Genomic DNA, 15,550 nt, shown 5'->3' with positions numbered 1-15,550 from the left:
TCCGCGCCAGCATGATTTGATTCCTCCCCACCTCAGACGCCGCCTGTTTGGATAGGTGAGGTTTATGGATCAGTTACGGCTGTTTTGCGAGCTGCCATAACTGCCCACTGCACTATGCAGGCGAAGCTGCGGGGCTTGATCGGCACCGCGTCGGGTGAAAATCTGGATCACACCGCCAATCGCATCGCTGCCGTAGATCACCGAGCGCGAGCCGCGCAGCACTTCAACCCGCTCGATCTGATCGATATTCAGGTACTGCAGATTGCTGTCGGCCGAAGTGGCATTGGCCATGCGCTGGCCGTCGACCAGCACCAGGCTTTGCGCCGACTTGGTGCCGCGAATGTAAATCCCCGGCAAACCGCCGCGTCCACCGCTGCGGGCCACTTGTACACCGGGTACCCGGCCGAGCAAGTCGGTCAGGCTGGTGGGTTGCAGGCGGTCGATATCGTCACGGGTGAACACGCTGTTGGCGCTTGTGCTGTCCGAGCGAGCCTCGACCTGGCGATTGCCGGTGATCAGGATCTGCGGGAGTTTGAGCGCATCTTCGCGCTCCAGCGGCTCTGCAAGCAAAGGGCAGGCGGGGATAAAACCGAGGATCAGGGCAAGACGAAGGCGTTTCATGGTGTCTCAACAGGGTGTTGGGCGGACCGTAGCAGCTGCCGTAGGAACGAGGCTGCGTTCGGTGGCGTAGCCACCGTAAACCATGCCTCGCGGTGTATCAGTATCACCGAGGGGGGCGGATTTACGATCGCTTCGCAATCGAACGCAGCCTGCGGCAGCTGCTACGAAATCGCGCAGACCAAGTGGCTCAGAGCCCCAGGAGTTCCATGCGCTGACGTACCGAGGCTTCGATACCTGCCGCATCCAGGCCGCATTCGGCCAGCATCTGGCTCGGTTTGGCATGTTCGACGTAAATATCCGGCAAGCCCAGGTGCAGCACAGACTTGAGCACGTTTTCACGGGCCAGGAACTCGCTGACGCCGGCGCCTGCGCCGCCCATGACAGCGTTCTCTTCGATGGTCACCAGCAGCTCATGGCTGGCAGCCATTTCGCGAACCAGCTCTTCATCCATCGGCTTGACGAAGCGCATGTCGACCACGGTGGCGTCGATTTTTTCTGCCACTTGCAGGGCTTCTGCCAGTTGCACGCCGAATACCAGCATGGCGACTTTCGAACCCTGGCGACGAATCACGCCCTTGCCGATTTCCAGCGGCTCGAGGTTTTTTTCGATCACTGCGTTCGGGCCTGTGCCGCGAGGGTAACGCACTGCCGCCGGGCCGTTGTACAGGTGGCCGGTGGTGAGCATTTTGCGCAGTTCGTTCTCATCGCTCGGGGTCATGATAAGCATGCCCGGGATGCAGCGCAGGAACGACAGATCGAAGCTGCCTGCGTGGGTCGGGCCGTCTTCGCCCACCAGGCCGGCACGGTCGATGGCGAACAGCACGTCAAGATTCTGCACCGCGACGTCATGCACCAGCTGGTCGTAACCGCGCTGCAGGAACGTCGAGTAAATTGCCACTACCGGCTTGGAGCCTTCGCAGGCCATGCCGGCAGCAAAGGTCACGGCATGTTGCTCTGCAATCGCCACGTCGAAATAGCGCTTTGGATACCGCTCGCTGAACGCAATCAGATCCGAGCCTTCTTTCATGGCCGGGGTGATGCCCACCAGGCGCTCATCGGCAGCGGCCATGTCGCACAGCCACTCGCCAAACACGGCGGAGTACTTGGGCCCGCTGGGTGCCTTCGGTGCAGCTTTCGGAGCATTGAGCGGTTCGAGCTTGGTGATGGCGTGATAGCCGATCGGGTCCGCTTCGGCCGGAGCGAAGCCCTTGCCTTTTTTGGTGACGATATGCAGAAACTGCGGCCCTTTGAGGTCGCGCATATTGCGCAGCGTCGCGATCAAGGTCGGCAGGTCGTGGCCATCGATCGGGCCGATATAGTTCCAGCCCAACTCTTCGAACAGGGTGCCGGGTACCAGCATGCCCTTGGCATATTCTTCTGTGCGCCGCGCAATTTCCCACGCACCAGGCAGACGCGAGAGCACCTTTTTGCTGCCTTCGCGCATGCTTGCATAGGTGCGGCTCGACAGGATCTTGGCCAGGTAGTTGGACAAACCACCAACATTGCGCGAGATCGACATGTCGTTGTCGTTGAGGATCACCAGCATGTTGGCGTCGACTTCGGGCGCGTGGTTCAACGCCTCAAACGCCATGCCCGCAGTCAATGCGCCGTCACCGATCACGGCAATCGCCTTGCGCTCGCTTTTTTGCAGGCGGGCGGCAATGGCCATGCCCAGCGCTGCGCTGATCGAGGTGCTGGAGTGGCCGACACCAAAGGTGTCGTACTCGCTCTCGGCACGACGCGGGAAAGCGGCAATGCCGTCTTTCTGACGTAACGTTGCCATCTGCTCGCGACGGCCGGTGAGGATTTTATGCGGATACGCCTGATGGCCCACGTCCCACACCAGCCGGTCGTCCGGGGTGTCGAACACGTAGTGCAACGCGATGGTCAGCTCAATGACACCCAGGCCGGCACCGAAATGCCCGCCCGTCTGGCCGACGGTATAGAGCAATTCCAGGCGCAACTCATCGGCCAGGGTTTCCAGCTCGGCTTCTGCCAGGCGGCGCAGGCCCGCAGGCGTGCCTGCCCGGTCAAGCAGGGGCGTAGTCGGACGGTTGCGGGGAATCTCTTGAAACGTCGTTGGCATCAGGCGAATCGTTATAGGTATAAGAAGAGGCGGCAGTTTACCTTATGGAACGTAAGCTGCCCACGCAGTCTGGCATTCGTTCGTAAGACCTTGGCATTAGAGCTGTCAGAAAACGTTACCGAGGAGCGCCCTTTAGTGGCGTCGCTCAACGATATAACGTGCCAGTTCACGCAGCGGTTCGGCGGCTGCATCAAAATGTCGCAGGGCGTTGAGCGCCTGGTCGCGCAGCTCAAGCGCGTAGCCTTTGGCCTGCTCCAGCCCCATCAGGGCGGGGTAGGTCGGTTTGTCCCGTGCTATGTCGGCCCCCTGGCGTTTACCCAGAGTTGCGGTATCGCTTTCAACATCCAGAATGTCGTCCTGAACCTGAAACGCCAGGCCAATGGCCCGTGCATAAACGCTCAGTGCGTGCAGGTTGTCTTCGTTTGCATGACCGCTGGCCAGGGCGCCCAGTTGCACGCTGGCTTCGATCAGGGCGCCGGTCTTGTGCCGGTGCATGTATTCCAGCGCGGCCTGGTCGAGCTTGAGCCCCACCGAACCGAGGTCGATCGCTTGCCCGCCGACCATGCCCGCCGGACCTGCAGCAAAAGCCAGGGCCGTGACCATGCGCAAACGGGTGTCGGCGTTCAGGTTGCTCAGGCGCGGGTCGAGCAAAGCGCTGAACGCCAGGCTTTGCAGGCCGTCGCCCGCCAGAATGGCGCAGGCTTCGTCGAACGCTTTGTGGGTGGTTGGCTGGCCGCGACGCAGATCGTCATCGTCCATTGCGGGCAAGTCGTCATGCACCAGCGAATAGGCGTGGATCAACTCCACGGCACAGGCCGCGCCATTGGCTTGCTCAGGTGTACTGCCGAGGGCTTCGCAGGCGGCATAGGCCAGCAGCGGGCGAACCCGTTTGCCGCCATTCATGACGCTGTAGCGCATGGCCTCATAAAGACGGGCCAGCTCGGGAGCCGGAGCGACAAACAGGCTTTCAAGCGCCGCATTGACACGGGCCTGGCTGCTGATCTGGTAAGCATCAATCATTCGGACTGTTCCGCATCAAAAGGCTCTTGTGCCAGCTCACCGTCACGCTCAAGCAGGATCTGTACTTTCTGCTCGGCCTGGGCCAGTGCGCCCTGGCAATCACGGGTCAGGCGGATGCCTTGTTCGAAGGCGGTCAGGGAATCTTCCAGCGACAGCTCGCCATTTTCCAGACGCTCGACCAGTGTTTGCAGGTCAGCGAGTGACTGTTCGAAATCCGGGGAAGCTTTTTTGCGGGCCATGGCGGCATTCTCGGTAGGCGTTAAAACCGGCTGACACTAGCAGACGGCGGGTTTTGGGGCAAATCGACAGGGCGCCCATGTATCCAGGTGAGGGGGTTTTCACTTGTCGCTACTAAACGAGTGGGTGGCAGCCGTACGCAGGTTAGTCGACCGGTGCATCCGGAACCCGGCGCGCCACAAGGGCGCCCTGGGCACGGCCACCATAAAACACAGGCGGTAAAAAGCACCTTGCGGAGGTGTTGCCTTGCGCCGGATTACAGATCGGGCGACTAAACCCGACCGCTGATTTTGCAGCGATGGCCCGAGACTATTTCCCGAATTTGGCAGGCGCAAGCGAACGGGATTTTTCTCGGAAGTTTCACGAGAATGAAAGCGAAGTGTCGTACGAAAAGACCGAATTTAAAGGCTTATGTTGTGTGCCCTGCCAGCGATTGGATCTGTGCACTGCAGATGTTTCGAGCACGCTGGCGTGGTCACGAGAGAAAAAGCCATGAGTGAAACTCCTGTTGGTTTGAGTGCGCAGCCCGAGGGCTACAGTGACTGGTTGAGCGATCTTAAAGGCCGCATTCATGGCGCCCAGCAGCGCGCCACGTTGGCGGTGAACCGCGAGCTGGTGCTGCTGTACTGGCAAATCGGTCACGACATTTTGACCCGCCAGACACAGCAAGGTTGGGGCACGAAAGTGATTGAACGTCTGGCGCTGGATCTGCGCGCAGCCTTCCCGCACATGAAAGGTTTCTCGCCACGCAACCTCAAATATATGCGTGCCTTTGCCCAGGCATGGCCTGATACGGCAATTGTGCAGCAGGCTGTTGCACAATTGCCTTGGGGGCACAATCTGGTGCTGCTGGACAAACTCCCCGGCCCAGAAACCCGCCGCTGGTATGCGGCCAAGGCCATCGAACACAACTGGTCGCGAAATACGCTGGTCATGCAGATCGAGGGTCGTTTACTGGAGCGCAGTGGCAAGGCCGTGAGCAATTTTGAAAACTTCTTGCCCAAACCCCAGTCCGATTTGGCCCGTGAATCGTTGAAAGATCCTTACCGTTTCGACTTTCTTGGCCTTGGCGCTGATGCGCATGAACGAGAGATAGAAACTGCTTTGGTCAGGCATGTCACCGACTTTTTGCTGGAGCTGGGCGCAGGTTTTGCCTTCGTCGGCAAACAAGTGCTTTTGAATGTGGGAGGTGACGAGTTTTTCATCGATCTGCTGTTTTACCACCTCAAGCTGCGCTGCTATGTAGTGGTTGAACTCAAGGCCGGTAAATTCAAACCGGAGCACCTTGGGCAGTTGGGTTTTTATCTGGCCGCCGTGGATGGGCAGGTCAAGGATCCCCAGGACAGCCCCACCATCGGCCTGTTGCTGTGCTCCAGCAAGAACAAGGTGGTGGCCGAGTACGCCTTGCGCGATAACACCCGGCCCATCGGCGTGGCCGAGTACCAGTTGGTAGAGTCACTGCCAGCAGAGTTGCAGACCAGTTTGCCCAGCATCGAACAGATCGAACGCGAACTGGCGGGTGATGGCGTCGCTATCGAGGAGTGTCGAGTGAACGAGGATTATTTCAGGCATTAAAAAGCCGGCTTGTGGGCGGCGTTTTTATCTGGTTGTGAGCCTGTTTTACGGGAGAATATTGGGGCGTTATATTTTGTCCCCCCATTTGTCCCCCCATATTGATGAGGCGTAGGATTTGTTTGTAGCGGCGTAGTGAAGCCGGGCACCTGTATTTTAGGTAGGAATACTCGCCAGTAAAGGTGACTGATGTTCGACGGCGCGAAGAGCCGACAGCATAGCGTACAGGGTGTGGGGCACGCGCTGGCACGGCATGAGGCTCTCATCAACGTCGCACTGGCCTCTGATCGTTTAATCGTGTCTGTCGAAGGTTATGACGTGGCAAGGGAAGACGCTCCATCGAAATGACTCATCTTTTAACTATCGGAAAATTTCCGCTGCTCTTTCTAGTCCCGCTAAGGTCCTTCGACTACCATTGAGAAATTTTTCAATGTGGTGTGAGGGCAGGATGCAAATTAGATATCAGGATTTCAATGGTGCGGCGGAACAAATTGCCGGCGTTTATCAGCAGCAATGGTCAGAGCTGGCACAGGTATTGACGGCCACTCCCTTGCACCTCAAGGCTTCGGATCAAGCCAATATCCAAGGGCGCGCAATCTTCGATCCTGTCGGAACGAATCAGGATATCGCCGACAGACTTGCTCCGATGGGCTGGCAACAGAAGATCATCATCCCGCAAGATTTCAAGTTCCTGGGGACGGACGTTGACTTCGGCAAGGATGGCGCAGTCGTTGAGGTACAGTTCTCGAACTATCCGTTCCTCCTAAACAACACCCTTCGATCCGAACTATTCTTCAGGGCGCAGACGGTGTTCCATGGTGCACCAACCGGCTTGGTAATCATCGTGACGAAGTCTGGTATGTTTCCATCGTCGAACAGCACGCTCTATTACGAGCAAGCGATCAACCAACTCACGGCCCTTGCGCAGCACGGCGTATTCACTGTACCGATCAGACTGGTCGGCCTTTTCGAGAGTGTGGGGCGTGTCCAAGCGACTTGGACTGAATACTCGGAGGCACGCTACTCCCGGACTGTCGACTCACGGGAGTCGCGTCAGTTCGTCATCACCGCGGGGCGTGCGGGTCGCTGCAAGATTGACCCCGAGGTGACGATCGGCGATCTGTGAGGTCTATTGCCCGTCGAACAGCGGCATCGGTTCTAGCGGCAGTACCTCGCGCAGTCGCTTGGTCGATTTCCCGTTGAGATCCTTTGCTTCGGGGATGGGCTTACCTGCGATCTTGGCCTCGAAGGCATCCGCTTCGTACTGCAGTCGCTCCGTCAGTTGCTCTGCGTGATGTTCCTCCGGATAAATTTTCGCCTTGCTGCCGTCGGAGGCAACCTTGCCGACTTGGACGTCGAAGCGGAAGTTCTCGATGGGCTCTCCGGTACGGGTAACGTAGGCACGCAGCGTCTTGAGGTTCGGGAAATATCCCTGCTCGTCCGGCAGACCACTCAGTCGGCGTAGCGCTACTGCGTGGTAGCTCTTGTCCAGTTCGGCGCCGAGATAGCGACGATCGTGGTCGCGGGCGACCACCGCCGTCGTCCCTGTCCCCATGTACGGGTCGAGTACCACGCCGCCCTTCGATGTCGTTGCGAGGACAATCCGCGCGATCATCCCCTCAGGGAACTGAGCAGGATGTATTGTCTGTTCCTCGTGGTTGTGCTTCACATTCTGGAAAACCCACACATCGCCAGGGTTCTTGCCCTCGGGGTTACAGGATAGCTCGCCCTTGTTGTCACCCCGGTGGGACTTTTTATTCTGCCACTTTTGCGGTACCCGCACGGCGTTGAGGTCGAAGAAGAAGTCTTCGCCCTTGGTGAACCACAGAATGGACTCATGCCTGGCGGAGAACTTTTTGGTCGCGTGCAGGCCATGCTGGCGTACCCACATGATGCGGTTGCGCGGCAGCATGCCGAGGTCTTCGAGGATAGGGAAGAACTTCACGTCCAGCGGTACGAGCGTGCCTTTGTGCGAGAAGGATCCGACCTGCCAAAAGATTGAGCCCGTCGGTTTGAGGACACGGTGGCACTCCTTCAGCACGGCACGCTGATCGTCTAGGTAGTGCTCAAGCTCTCGCTTTGCCTCGTATTCTTTGCCGATGTTGTAGGGCGGTGAGGACACAACGAGATCAACGGATTCATCGGGAAGTGAGCGCAAAAGCTTAAGGCAGTCGCCATTGACAATTTGGTCTAGCATAATGGGTAGCCTCTCGTTGCAGATTTTTTGGTCAGACTACTCATCTGATTATCTCCAGCATTTTACCTGTTTGGGTACCGGCTCGGCCACCTGAGCAATCCTCAACACCTTTCATCTATCGGAAAGTGTGCAGCAGGCCTTCAGATCGCGATCAGGTGACTTTTTGTGCGACTGTGCCAGGTGGGTTACTTTGCGCCCTGCTTGGCTCAGCACCAAGAGGTCGACTCCCTGATGTCCCGCAAGAATGACTATAAGCATTTGTGAGGGATAATGCAAACACGGCATACCGCTCCGTTTTACAGGAAGGCCCAAAAATGTCGCTTCGCAAAGCTTTCGCAGCAGTATTGCAATTCGTGAGAACCCACCAGGGTCTCTCCCAGCAGGACATAGCAAGCGCGATGGATCAATCACATGTGAGTAGGCTAGAAGCGGCCAAGAGGTCAGTGTCGTTGGAAATGAGCCAGGAATTGGCTGAAGCCATGCAGCTTCATCCTATCTCGTTCCTTGCACTCGTTTACGCAGCACATGGCCAACAGTCCGCGCGTGAGATTCTGCAAAATGCTCAGGATGAGTTGGAGGCCGTAGCTCTACTGGATGCCAATATCATCTCTGAGCCCAAGAAAATTCCCCATCCACGGGTGACAGAAGCCGCCGAGACGAGACGTGCGATCCAAGCACTTAAGGGAGAGGAGCGGACACAGGCTGAGGTAGCCAGAATGCTGGGGTTGTCGACATCTACCGTCGGGCGTCATTGGCACAATACTTAGTGATTGACGGGGCCGCTTTCGACAACAACTGGTGCGAGAATCAAATCCGGTCGTGGGCACTTGGGCGCTCGAACTGGTTATTTGCAGGATCGCTGCGCAGCGACAAGCGTGCGGCGGCAATCATGGTTTGATCCAGTCGGCGCGGCTCAACGGGCATGATCCGTATGCTTATTTGAAGGGCGTGTTGACTCGGCTACCAACGCAGCGGGCGAGTGAGATTACCGAACTGCTGGCGCACAAGTGGGCGCCCGTTTAACCACGCAAGGTGTGTTGAGCAGACGCTTACACTCAGGTTGCACTGGGTATGCGATTAATTCGTGTGCTCCTGCAGCCAGTGTGTTGGCACTTCGATTGCGTAGTTCTTCGCTACGGTCTTTAGCGTGGAAATAATTTCGGCATGCCGAGCGTGATCGGTAGCCTGCCAGTTCGTGCGGCGCTCCAGCAGGATCTTCAGCTCACCCAGGTTATACATGCTCAGGCGATGGAAGTTGCCCCAGCTGGGGATTCCAAACAGGTTGTAGATGACTACAGTGGCATCGCGTTCGCTGGCCAGACGCTTGTCGCCGGTCAGCTTCTCGGCAGCCTCTTTGGCTTCGTCATGGTCGTCGTAGGTGTTGAGAAGTTTCATAAGGTTTTGAGGCTCGGATTCTACGGGATTATACCTGGCATCCAGCGGCCAAAGCATGGGTGGTCGTCGATTGGAGGCGTATCGACGGTCATGAAGCATGCACCGAAAATCTGAGGTATTGGCCAGCTGGCGAATTTTGTCAGCCAAGGCTTTCAACGATTGTTGAGCGCAGCGATGGCGTCAGCATGGATCCAAAGAGCATCACTAAGCCCAGGTCCTGGTAGGTTTGTGAGAGGGCGTGACAGTTTCGGCTGAAATTGTAATTGCTAGCATCGGTGGGTTGCAGTTTATGTACAACTTTTTAGCTGGGTGCGAAAAAAAATCAAAGGAAACATAGTCGGACGTCACTCTGATAAAGGTGTTTTTTCCGGAGTTGAGGCAGGTTGTAATTTGGCGCCGTACTGATTATTTTTGATTGGATAGTGGCTGCGGGTGGGGTGGGTAAGTTCTCGGTATTAGTAATATGCTTATATACACTATATGGGTTAATGATCAGGCCTAACTGTGTAATTTACATAATGTATTTCCACTATATGGACGGCAGGGTAGGTCATTGCCTGTTGCAGTGTACGGCTCACTGTTAATTGATTGTTGTCTGTTAGCTGATTTAAGCGATATCGTTTTATTTGAGTGATGCATCTGACTGCTTGGTTCGTAACCATGGTAGTCATGCATGGTCTATCTCGATAGAGATACGCCGGCTTAGTATTGTCATTGTTGTAAAAAATTACTGAAGCTAGCTCCGATATGTATTTAGCATATCGGAGTATCGGTCATGAAACGTCACCCAAGAAATTCTAATCTCACGCTCTGTCATGAGGATCATTACCGTGGTCAACCTATTCAGGTGAATAAAGGTCCTTTCGTACGAAGCTACCTAAGGCGTCTAGATTTGACTGTTTGTAGAGCGCTCGATGAATACTCACGTGTTTTTGCTTTCAGGTTTGATCTACGCTTCCCCGCTGCTATAGATCTGCCTGACTATCTGTATACGAATGAGGTGATAGATCGCTTCCTGGAGTCCTTTAAAGCGAAGATAAAGCACAATCGATTAAAGGCAGGATCATCAGGGAGGTACATCCATGATTCTAAGGTGCGGTATGTTTGGGCGAGGGAAGTAGGGGCTTTTGGTAAGCCCCACTACCACTTTCTCATTTTGCTCAATCGAGATGCATTCCATAAGCTCGGTAAGTTCGAGCCAGGCAGGGATAACATATTTAATCGCCTTGTAGAAGCCTGGGCCAGCGCTCTGAGGCTTTCACTCGATGAGTGCAATGGCTTGGTACATATACCAGATAACCCTACCTACAATCTGCACAGAGATGATGAGCGGGGGCAGCAAGAGCTTTTCTTCAGGGCGAGCTACCTCTGCAAGGCCGCTACTAAAGCATATGGAGATGGTCAGCATGGATTTGAATGCAGTCGGAGCTGAGTAACGAGTTGCTATTGATCAGTCGATGGGTAAGGAAGTATGACAAACATAAATGCGAATGAAATGAGAGCTTGCCGTGTCAATGACCGCTTCGGCATTGACCAGGGTGAGTCTGTCGGCCGGAGTGACTAAACCAGCCTTTATAGGTTACAGGTAACCCCGTTCGGCAAGCGACACGCATCCTTCAATGCCCACGACGACATGATCCAATGTCCGGGTACCAACCATGTTTAGGGCATTCTTCAGGGTGGTGGTCAGCGCACGATCGGCTTGACTTGGTTCGGGGTCACCGGAGGGATGGTTGTGAACCAGGATCACGGCTGCAGCATTGTGCTCCAGGGCGATTTTCACCACTTCTCTTGGATATACGCTGGCGCCATCTAGGGTGCCTCTAAACAGCTCGCGGAAACCGATAACCCGGTGCTTAGTATCGAGCAACAGCAACGCAAAGACTTCGTGCTCATGGTATTGCAGTAGTGTTTGAAGGTGGCTGAATACGTGCCGAGGCTCGGTCAGTGTCTGGCCTTTAGACAGACGACTCATCGCAAGCTGTTGCGCCAACTGCAGGATGTCGGCCTCAGTGATTGATGACTCCATGACATAGGTACCGATCGTTTCACCGGCTATGAGCTTGTGATATTTCATGAGTTACTCCTGTGCAGCATAAAAAATGCCCGGCCAGCAGGAGCTGACCAGGCGCTTTAATAGTTGAGTAGGTGAGTAAGTGGGGCTAGGCGACGAGCTGCAGCGCTGCGTTCAGTGCGCGCTCTTTGAGGGCTGCGCCGGCCCCAAACCACGCAGAGTCCATACGGTATTCAGTACTGCGTGCACGACGCTCGTGATCGACATATTCGGTCACAGCATTGAGCAAGCCCCACGCAGTTCCTTGAGCAGATTCCAGCGTGGCGCCGCGACCTTCGCCTTCGTACAGGCTTTGAACCTTGCGCAGTGCTCGCTCATTCGGCAGCACTTCCGGCAACGTACTGTTCGCGCTGACATCACACAACACATTCATAAAGAACCCCATCGCCTCATGCCACTGCACCTTGCGTTCTGCCAGTGCGCGCATGCGGTACATAAACTCGTCCCACTGGGAGACGGCGATACCGAGCTGCTTTTTAACGGCCTGAGGATCAAAGCGAGTGTTGTGCGGCACCTTGATCGCGCGGGTAGCGCCGTTCAGGGAGATGGTCAGGGTATTGTTGCAGACCTCGCGCACTGTGGTCGGGGTGGCGGTGGTGGCCAAGGTTCCGTCGCAGGAGGTTGCCAGTAGAAGATAGCCATTCACCTGATCATTACCCTCCAGCGCGGTTGTCTGCCCTGTCCTGGCCAGAGCCCAGAACTTGCGACCACCTTTGAGTATTCCAGCTGTTTCCAACTCGTAGCCGGAGACCTCAGTCAGATCCCGGTAGAACTCCAGCACCTCACGAGGCTGCACAACCTGGTAGCGGTTGGAAACTACCGACAAGGGGGACTTGGTGTCGGAGCGGTATAGCACCTTCTGTTCCGGAAAGGAGTGGATCGTGCCTAAGTTGCCGACAGTGTCGGCCTTGAAGTGAACTGGACTTTCCTGAATCTGCCAGTTCATGCCGGCTTCCCGCTGCCAGACTTCGAGCGGTTGCTTTTGCGTCAGCCGGTTACCCAGACCATGCCAAGGGGTAGCGCCAACGTAGGCCATTTGTTCGACGAGATGAGCCATGGGAGTGATTCCTTTGGGTGCGTGCCGGCATAAATGCTGCGGTCGCGCAGCACTGGCCGAAGAACGTTGTAAGAGGATTAGGTTGGTAGGTTGAAGCGATGATTGCAGGCGAGGCAGAGGTTGTTGGCGAACACATGACGATCGAGTTTTTCGCCAAGCTGAGCACCGAGGGCGCAGCCGCCTGCACCTCCAGCGAGCCCGCCGAGGATGGCACCAGAAACTGTGCCGAGCGTGATGCCAAGAGGGCCGGCAATAGCGCCGACAGAGGCGCCCACCTGGCCTGCTGCCAGAGCGGCGCTCGCACCACGAGCGGCTCCGCCGACGGTTCCAACAGCTGCACCAATCTTCATGGCCGTTTGTAAAGATGCGATCTTGGGGGAGTTACACAAAGGGCACTGCAATGACATGGTTCTGAGCTCCATGAGGTGGATGTCATAGCGGTGATGTAGGACTGAATTTTCTTTTAATGTGATCCTTCGTGGATCGGCTATAGCTGCTATTGCTGCTACGAAATAGCAGTAATAGCAGTAATAGCTCAGCTTGCGAGGCTTGTCCTGAAGGCATGACGTGATTTTTAGATCGATTTATTTGGCTCGTGTCAAGGGGGGTGCTTGAGTAAGAAATTACATTAAGCAGATGGCCAAATAACCCATAGGTGTCGTTATAGATTCACTCATCGATTAGGAACTTGAGGCAAAAACGATGAGCGTAACGGGCATGACAAGCTGTGTTTCTAGGGTGCTGAGGTTGAAGCATGTACAGGAACGAGTTGGACTGGGTAGGTCCACAATTTACGATCGGATGAATCCGAAGTCGCCAAGGTATGACAGTACTTTCCCCAAGCCGATCAAGCTGGGCATCGCTGCGATAGGTTGGATTGAGGCTGAGATTGATGCCTGGATTAAATCAAGGATTACTGCTGGATGGGGAAGCGCTTCAGGCAGAGTTGTGCCTGAGAGCGGGAAATCAGCGGGATGCTACAGCGGCAGTCAAGGGACTGATGAGGTGCAGCAGTGAGTATCGTCCTGAGTGCAGTGAAGCTTCATGAGAGTCTCCCGAGGGTAGGGGCACGCTTTCCGCGCTTTGTTCCTTGTGCCCTGCTAGCAGCTGCAGTTAATGAGGCGGAAAAAAATGTCCAAGCCCCGAGGGCGCTAATATTCTCAGGTGCGTTGACGGCTATTTCACTGGTGTGTCAGGGGCTAATAGATGTTTGCAAACCAACTGGCCAGTGTGTCCCGACATCCTTAATGTTGTTGACAATAGCTGGGTCGGGCGAGCGAAAGTCGACTGCGGAAAATGTTTTTTTAGGTCCAATTCGTGAATTTCAGCGCTTGGAGTATAAAAGATACCAAGAAGCTGTTGTCGAGTGGAATGTTCAGCTAGAAATTTGGAGGGAAAAAAGAAAAGTTATCTTAAAGAAGATAAACAAGAATACAGATAAAGGTATTAACTCCAGCGAGGAAGAGTTGCTTTTTAGTGCGCATGAGAAGTCAAAGCCTTTGGGGCCAAGGCAGTACAAGATGGTTTATGATGATGCGACATCAGAGGCTCTGTTCTTTGGCCTGTACAGTAATCTCCCGTCTGCGGGGTTAATATCTAGCGAAGGTGCCGGAATTCTTAATGGTGGAGCACTGAATGATCTTTCTAAGCAGAACTCATTGTGGAGTGGCGACTCTATAACAGTTGATCGCGTTTCTGTTGAAAGTTATCAGGTTACAGATTCTCGCTTAACTGTATCCGTTATGCTGCAAGCGTCAGCATTTAAAGAGTATATGGAGCGTCGTGGCGAAAAAAGTCGTGGGTCAGGGTTGTTGGCTAGGTTTTTAGTTTGCCATCCTGAATCGACGCAAGGTACTAGGACAATAGGTGATGACACGTTGTCGTGGGAGAGATGTAATGATTTTTCTGCGCGTATTGGCGAATTGCTTATTCTGAATCGGGCATTGTTAGACTCTCCGAAAAAAGAGAGATTAACTGTGCATTTTTCTCAGGAGGCCGAAGAAAGATGGCGGGATGTATTTAATGAGATAGAAACAGGTATTGTTGAAGGTGGCAGGTTTGAGGGCGTCGCGGATCATGCTTCAAAACTAGCCGACAATATCGCTAGGGTTGCGGCGTTGTTGCACTTTTTTGACGGTGGACAGGGGGGGATTTCGTGTGGGGTCCTAGATTTTGCAGTTGATTTATGCTGCTGGTATTCAGATCAATTCTTTGAGATATTTGTTCCTCCACCACAAGAAAATATTGATGCGGATGATTTGTTGAAGTGGCTATGTAGTTATTTCGGTAAGAGATATGGCGAGATCAGGAAGAATAAAATCCTTCAGTATGGGCCTGGCAAGTTAAGAAATAAGCTTCGTCTGGAACGTGCTTTAGATGTGCTTAAGGAAAGAAGGTTGATTGATATTGTTAGGCATAAAGGGGTTGCGTATATTGATTTGATTTGATTTGATTTGATTTGATTTGATTTGATTTGATTTGTTCGGTGGGTATTAAATTTTTCACTGTGCTTGGCTACGCGCCGTGTTGATTATTACGGCGCTACGGATTATAGGGGGGGGATTCAACTCTCTGGTGAATCAAAAGCCTTGATGACTTCGTCGTGTTCCCGTATCAGGTTGATCACTTTAGATACCAGTTCTTTTATGTCGTTCGGGATGGGGATGTTGTTTTCGTTAGCTTGTATTGATAGTTCGCTTGCGATGTCGTTTGCGGCATCGTAAGCGTTTCGCCAGCCTCTTCTTGGTCTTTTTTTATTCAGTAGTGTTATAACTAGTTGCTCAAAGTCTAGTGCGTTTTGTGCTTTTTTACGGCCGCCCTTTTGGGCGCGCTCAGTTCTTTTATGATTTACCGGGTCGGTAAGCCCGAAAAGGTAGGCTAGAAAGTATTTGGCTTCTGATAAAGCCGTCCAGGCTTTACTTTCTAAATTTTTATTTAGGAAGTATTGGCTTAGTGCTGTATAGATAATAGCTAGCTGTAATGAGTTGTCTTTTTTTGTGGCTAGATCTTTGCTGAGTATTATGTCTGTGGCTAATTTTGTTATTGTGTTTTTAGCTATATTTCCGTTAAGGAGTGCTTCTAGATACGTGTCTATAATCCCTTGGCTGTTTTCTTCCCCGTGCACACTGAACATGTGATCGTCAAGTATGCGTGTCAGGCTGTCCATTGAAGCTTCTATTTTTTTATTTTCAATGACTGCGGACACTGTGTTTTGGAATACGTCTTCGTCCAGGTCATTATTTGATGAGTCTTCTTGCATGGGCTACTGTCCATTTATACGTTACTGGTGGT

15 protein-coding genes and 2 pseudogenes are annotated in these 15,550 nt (G+C 54.0%); 7 read left to right on the top strand and 10 right to left on the bottom strand.

Features of this window, described 5'->3' with window-relative positions:
• Positions 1–78: 78 nt before the first annotated feature.
• The 4 genes and pseudogenes from GHO03_RS10630 to GHO03_RS10615 all read right to left on the bottom strand — a co-directional run.
• A pseudogene (locus GHO03_RS10630) lies at positions 79–621 on the bottom strand (TonB-dependent receptor); the annotation flags it as partial.
• Between the two features lie 187 nt (positions 622–808).
• Complete coding sequence (dxs, locus tag GHO03_RS10625; RefSeq protein WP_094999460.1) at positions 809–2,707, bottom strand: 1-deoxy-D-xylulose-5-phosphate synthase; 1,899 nt, start codon at positions 2,705–2,707, stop codon at positions 809–811.
• A gap of 132 nt (positions 2,708–2,839) precedes the next feature.
• Positions 2,840–3,727: a (2E,6E)-farnesyl diphosphate synthase gene (gene ispA / locus GHO03_RS10620; protein WP_095023465.1), complete on the bottom strand. Its 888-nt coding sequence runs from the start codon at positions 3,725–3,727 to the stop codon at positions 2,840–2,842.
• Positions 3,724–3,966 (bottom strand): exodeoxyribonuclease VII small subunit, encoded by a 243-nt coding sequence (locus GHO03_RS10615; RefSeq protein WP_019824297.1) that lies wholly within the window; start codon positions 3,964–3,966, stop codon positions 3,724–3,726. The genes ispA and GHO03_RS10615 overlap by 4 nt, the downstream gene beginning before the upstream one ends.
• Positions 3,967–4,456: 490 nt before the next feature.
• Here GHO03_RS10615 and GHO03_RS10610 point away from each other — a divergent pair, with 490 nt between their 5' ends.
• Complete coding sequence (locus tag GHO03_RS10610; RefSeq protein ID WP_095019060.1) at positions 4,457–5,539, top strand: YhcG family protein; 1,083 nt, start codon at positions 4,457–4,459, stop codon at positions 5,537–5,539.
• 445 nt (positions 5,540–5,984) lie between these two features.
• Positions 5,985–6,662 (top strand): BglII/BstYI family type II restriction endonuclease, encoded by a 678-nt coding sequence (locus GHO03_RS10605; RefSeq protein ID WP_153399801.1) that lies wholly within the window; start codon positions 5,985–5,987, stop codon positions 6,660–6,662.
• Positions 6,663–6,665: 3 nt separating this feature from the next.
• Here GHO03_RS10605 and GHO03_RS10600 read toward each other — a convergent pair whose 3' ends face one another.
• Positions 6,666–7,733: a site-specific DNA-methyltransferase gene (locus GHO03_RS10600; protein ID WP_153399799.1), complete on the bottom strand. Its 1,068-nt coding sequence runs from the start codon at positions 7,731–7,733 to the stop codon at positions 6,666–6,668.
• A gap of 314 nt (positions 7,734–8,047) precedes the next feature.
• On the opposite strand from GHO03_RS10600, the gene GHO03_RS10595 reads away from it, so the two are divergent.
• A complete protein-coding gene (locus tag GHO03_RS10595; protein ID WP_153399797.1) occupies positions 8,048–8,500 on the top strand; it encodes a helix-turn-helix domain-containing protein in 453 nt (150 codons plus the stop codon).
• Positions 8,485–8,756 (top strand): annotated as a pseudogene (locus GHO03_RS10590) (transposase domain-containing protein); the annotation flags it as partial. The gene GHO03_RS10595 and the pseudogene GHO03_RS10590, both read left to right, overlap by 16 nt.
• A 54-nt stretch (positions 8,757–8,810) precedes the next feature.
• Here the strand turns inward: GHO03_RS10590 and GHO03_RS25135 are convergent.
• Positions 8,811–9,128, bottom strand: a complete 318-nt coding sequence (locus GHO03_RS25135; RefSeq protein WP_178110301.1) for a hypothetical protein — start codon at positions 9,126–9,128, stop codon at positions 8,811–8,813.
• 775 nt (positions 9,129–9,903) lie between these two features.
• Between GHO03_RS25135 and GHO03_RS10580 the strand changes: the two genes are divergently transcribed.
• Entirely contained in the window at positions 9,904–10,560 is a 657-nt protein-coding gene (locus tag GHO03_RS10580; RefSeq protein ID WP_153399795.1) for an inovirus Gp2 family protein, read from the top strand.
• Between the two features lie 147 nt (positions 10,561–10,707).
• Here the strand turns inward: GHO03_RS10580 and radC are convergent, their stop codons facing one another.
• The 3 genes from radC to GHO03_RS10565 form a co-directional block, all read right to left on the bottom strand.
• Complete coding sequence (radC, locus tag GHO03_RS10575; protein ID WP_153399793.1) at positions 10,708–11,205, bottom strand: DNA repair protein RadC; 498 nt, start codon at positions 11,203–11,205, stop codon at positions 10,708–10,710.
• Between the two features lie 85 nt (positions 11,206–11,290).
• Positions 11,291–12,259: a DUF932 domain-containing protein gene (locus GHO03_RS10570; protein WP_153399791.1), complete on the bottom strand. Its 969-nt coding sequence runs from the start codon at positions 12,257–12,259 to the stop codon at positions 11,291–11,293.
• 77 nt (positions 12,260–12,336) lie between these two features.
• Positions 12,337–12,666, bottom strand: a complete 330-nt coding sequence (locus GHO03_RS10565; RefSeq protein WP_153399789.1) for a hypothetical protein — start codon at positions 12,664–12,666, stop codon at positions 12,337–12,339.
• Positions 12,667–12,961: 295 nt separating this feature from the next.
• On the opposite strand from GHO03_RS10565, the gene GHO03_RS10560 reads away from it, so the two are divergent.
• Both GHO03_RS10560 and GHO03_RS10555 read left to right on the top strand, forming a co-directional pair.
• Positions 12,962–13,276, top strand: coding sequence for an AlpA family transcriptional regulator (locus tag GHO03_RS10560; protein ID WP_306108790.1), 315 nt, complete (start codon positions 12,962–12,964; stop codon positions 13,274–13,276).
• On the top strand, positions 13,273–14,706 hold the full coding sequence (locus GHO03_RS10555) for a YfjI family protein (protein WP_153399787.1): 1,434 nt from the start codon (positions 13,273–13,275) through the stop codon (positions 14,704–14,706). Before GHO03_RS10560 ends, GHO03_RS10555 begins: the two co-directional genes overlap by 4 nt.
• A 116-nt stretch (positions 14,707–14,822) precedes the next feature.
• On the opposite strand, the gene GHO03_RS10550 is transcribed toward GHO03_RS10555, so the two are convergent.
• The gene (locus GHO03_RS10550) at positions 14,823–15,518 is read right to left on the bottom strand and encodes a hypothetical protein (RefSeq protein ID WP_153399785.1); all 696 of its coding nucleotides are present in this window, start codon (positions 15,516–15,518) and stop codon (positions 14,823–14,825) included.
• Positions 15,519–15,550: the final 32 nt, after the last annotated feature.

This window comes from Pseudomonas sp. FSL R10-1339, assembly GCF_009600545.1.
In the GTDB taxonomy this organism is placed as follows: Bacteria; Pseudomonadota; Gammaproteobacteria; order Pseudomonadales; family Pseudomonadaceae; genus Aquipseudomonas; species Aquipseudomonas bubulae.
The sequence above is the reverse complement of the archived record's forward strand: the minus strand, read 5'-3'. Positions and strand labels throughout refer to the sequence as shown.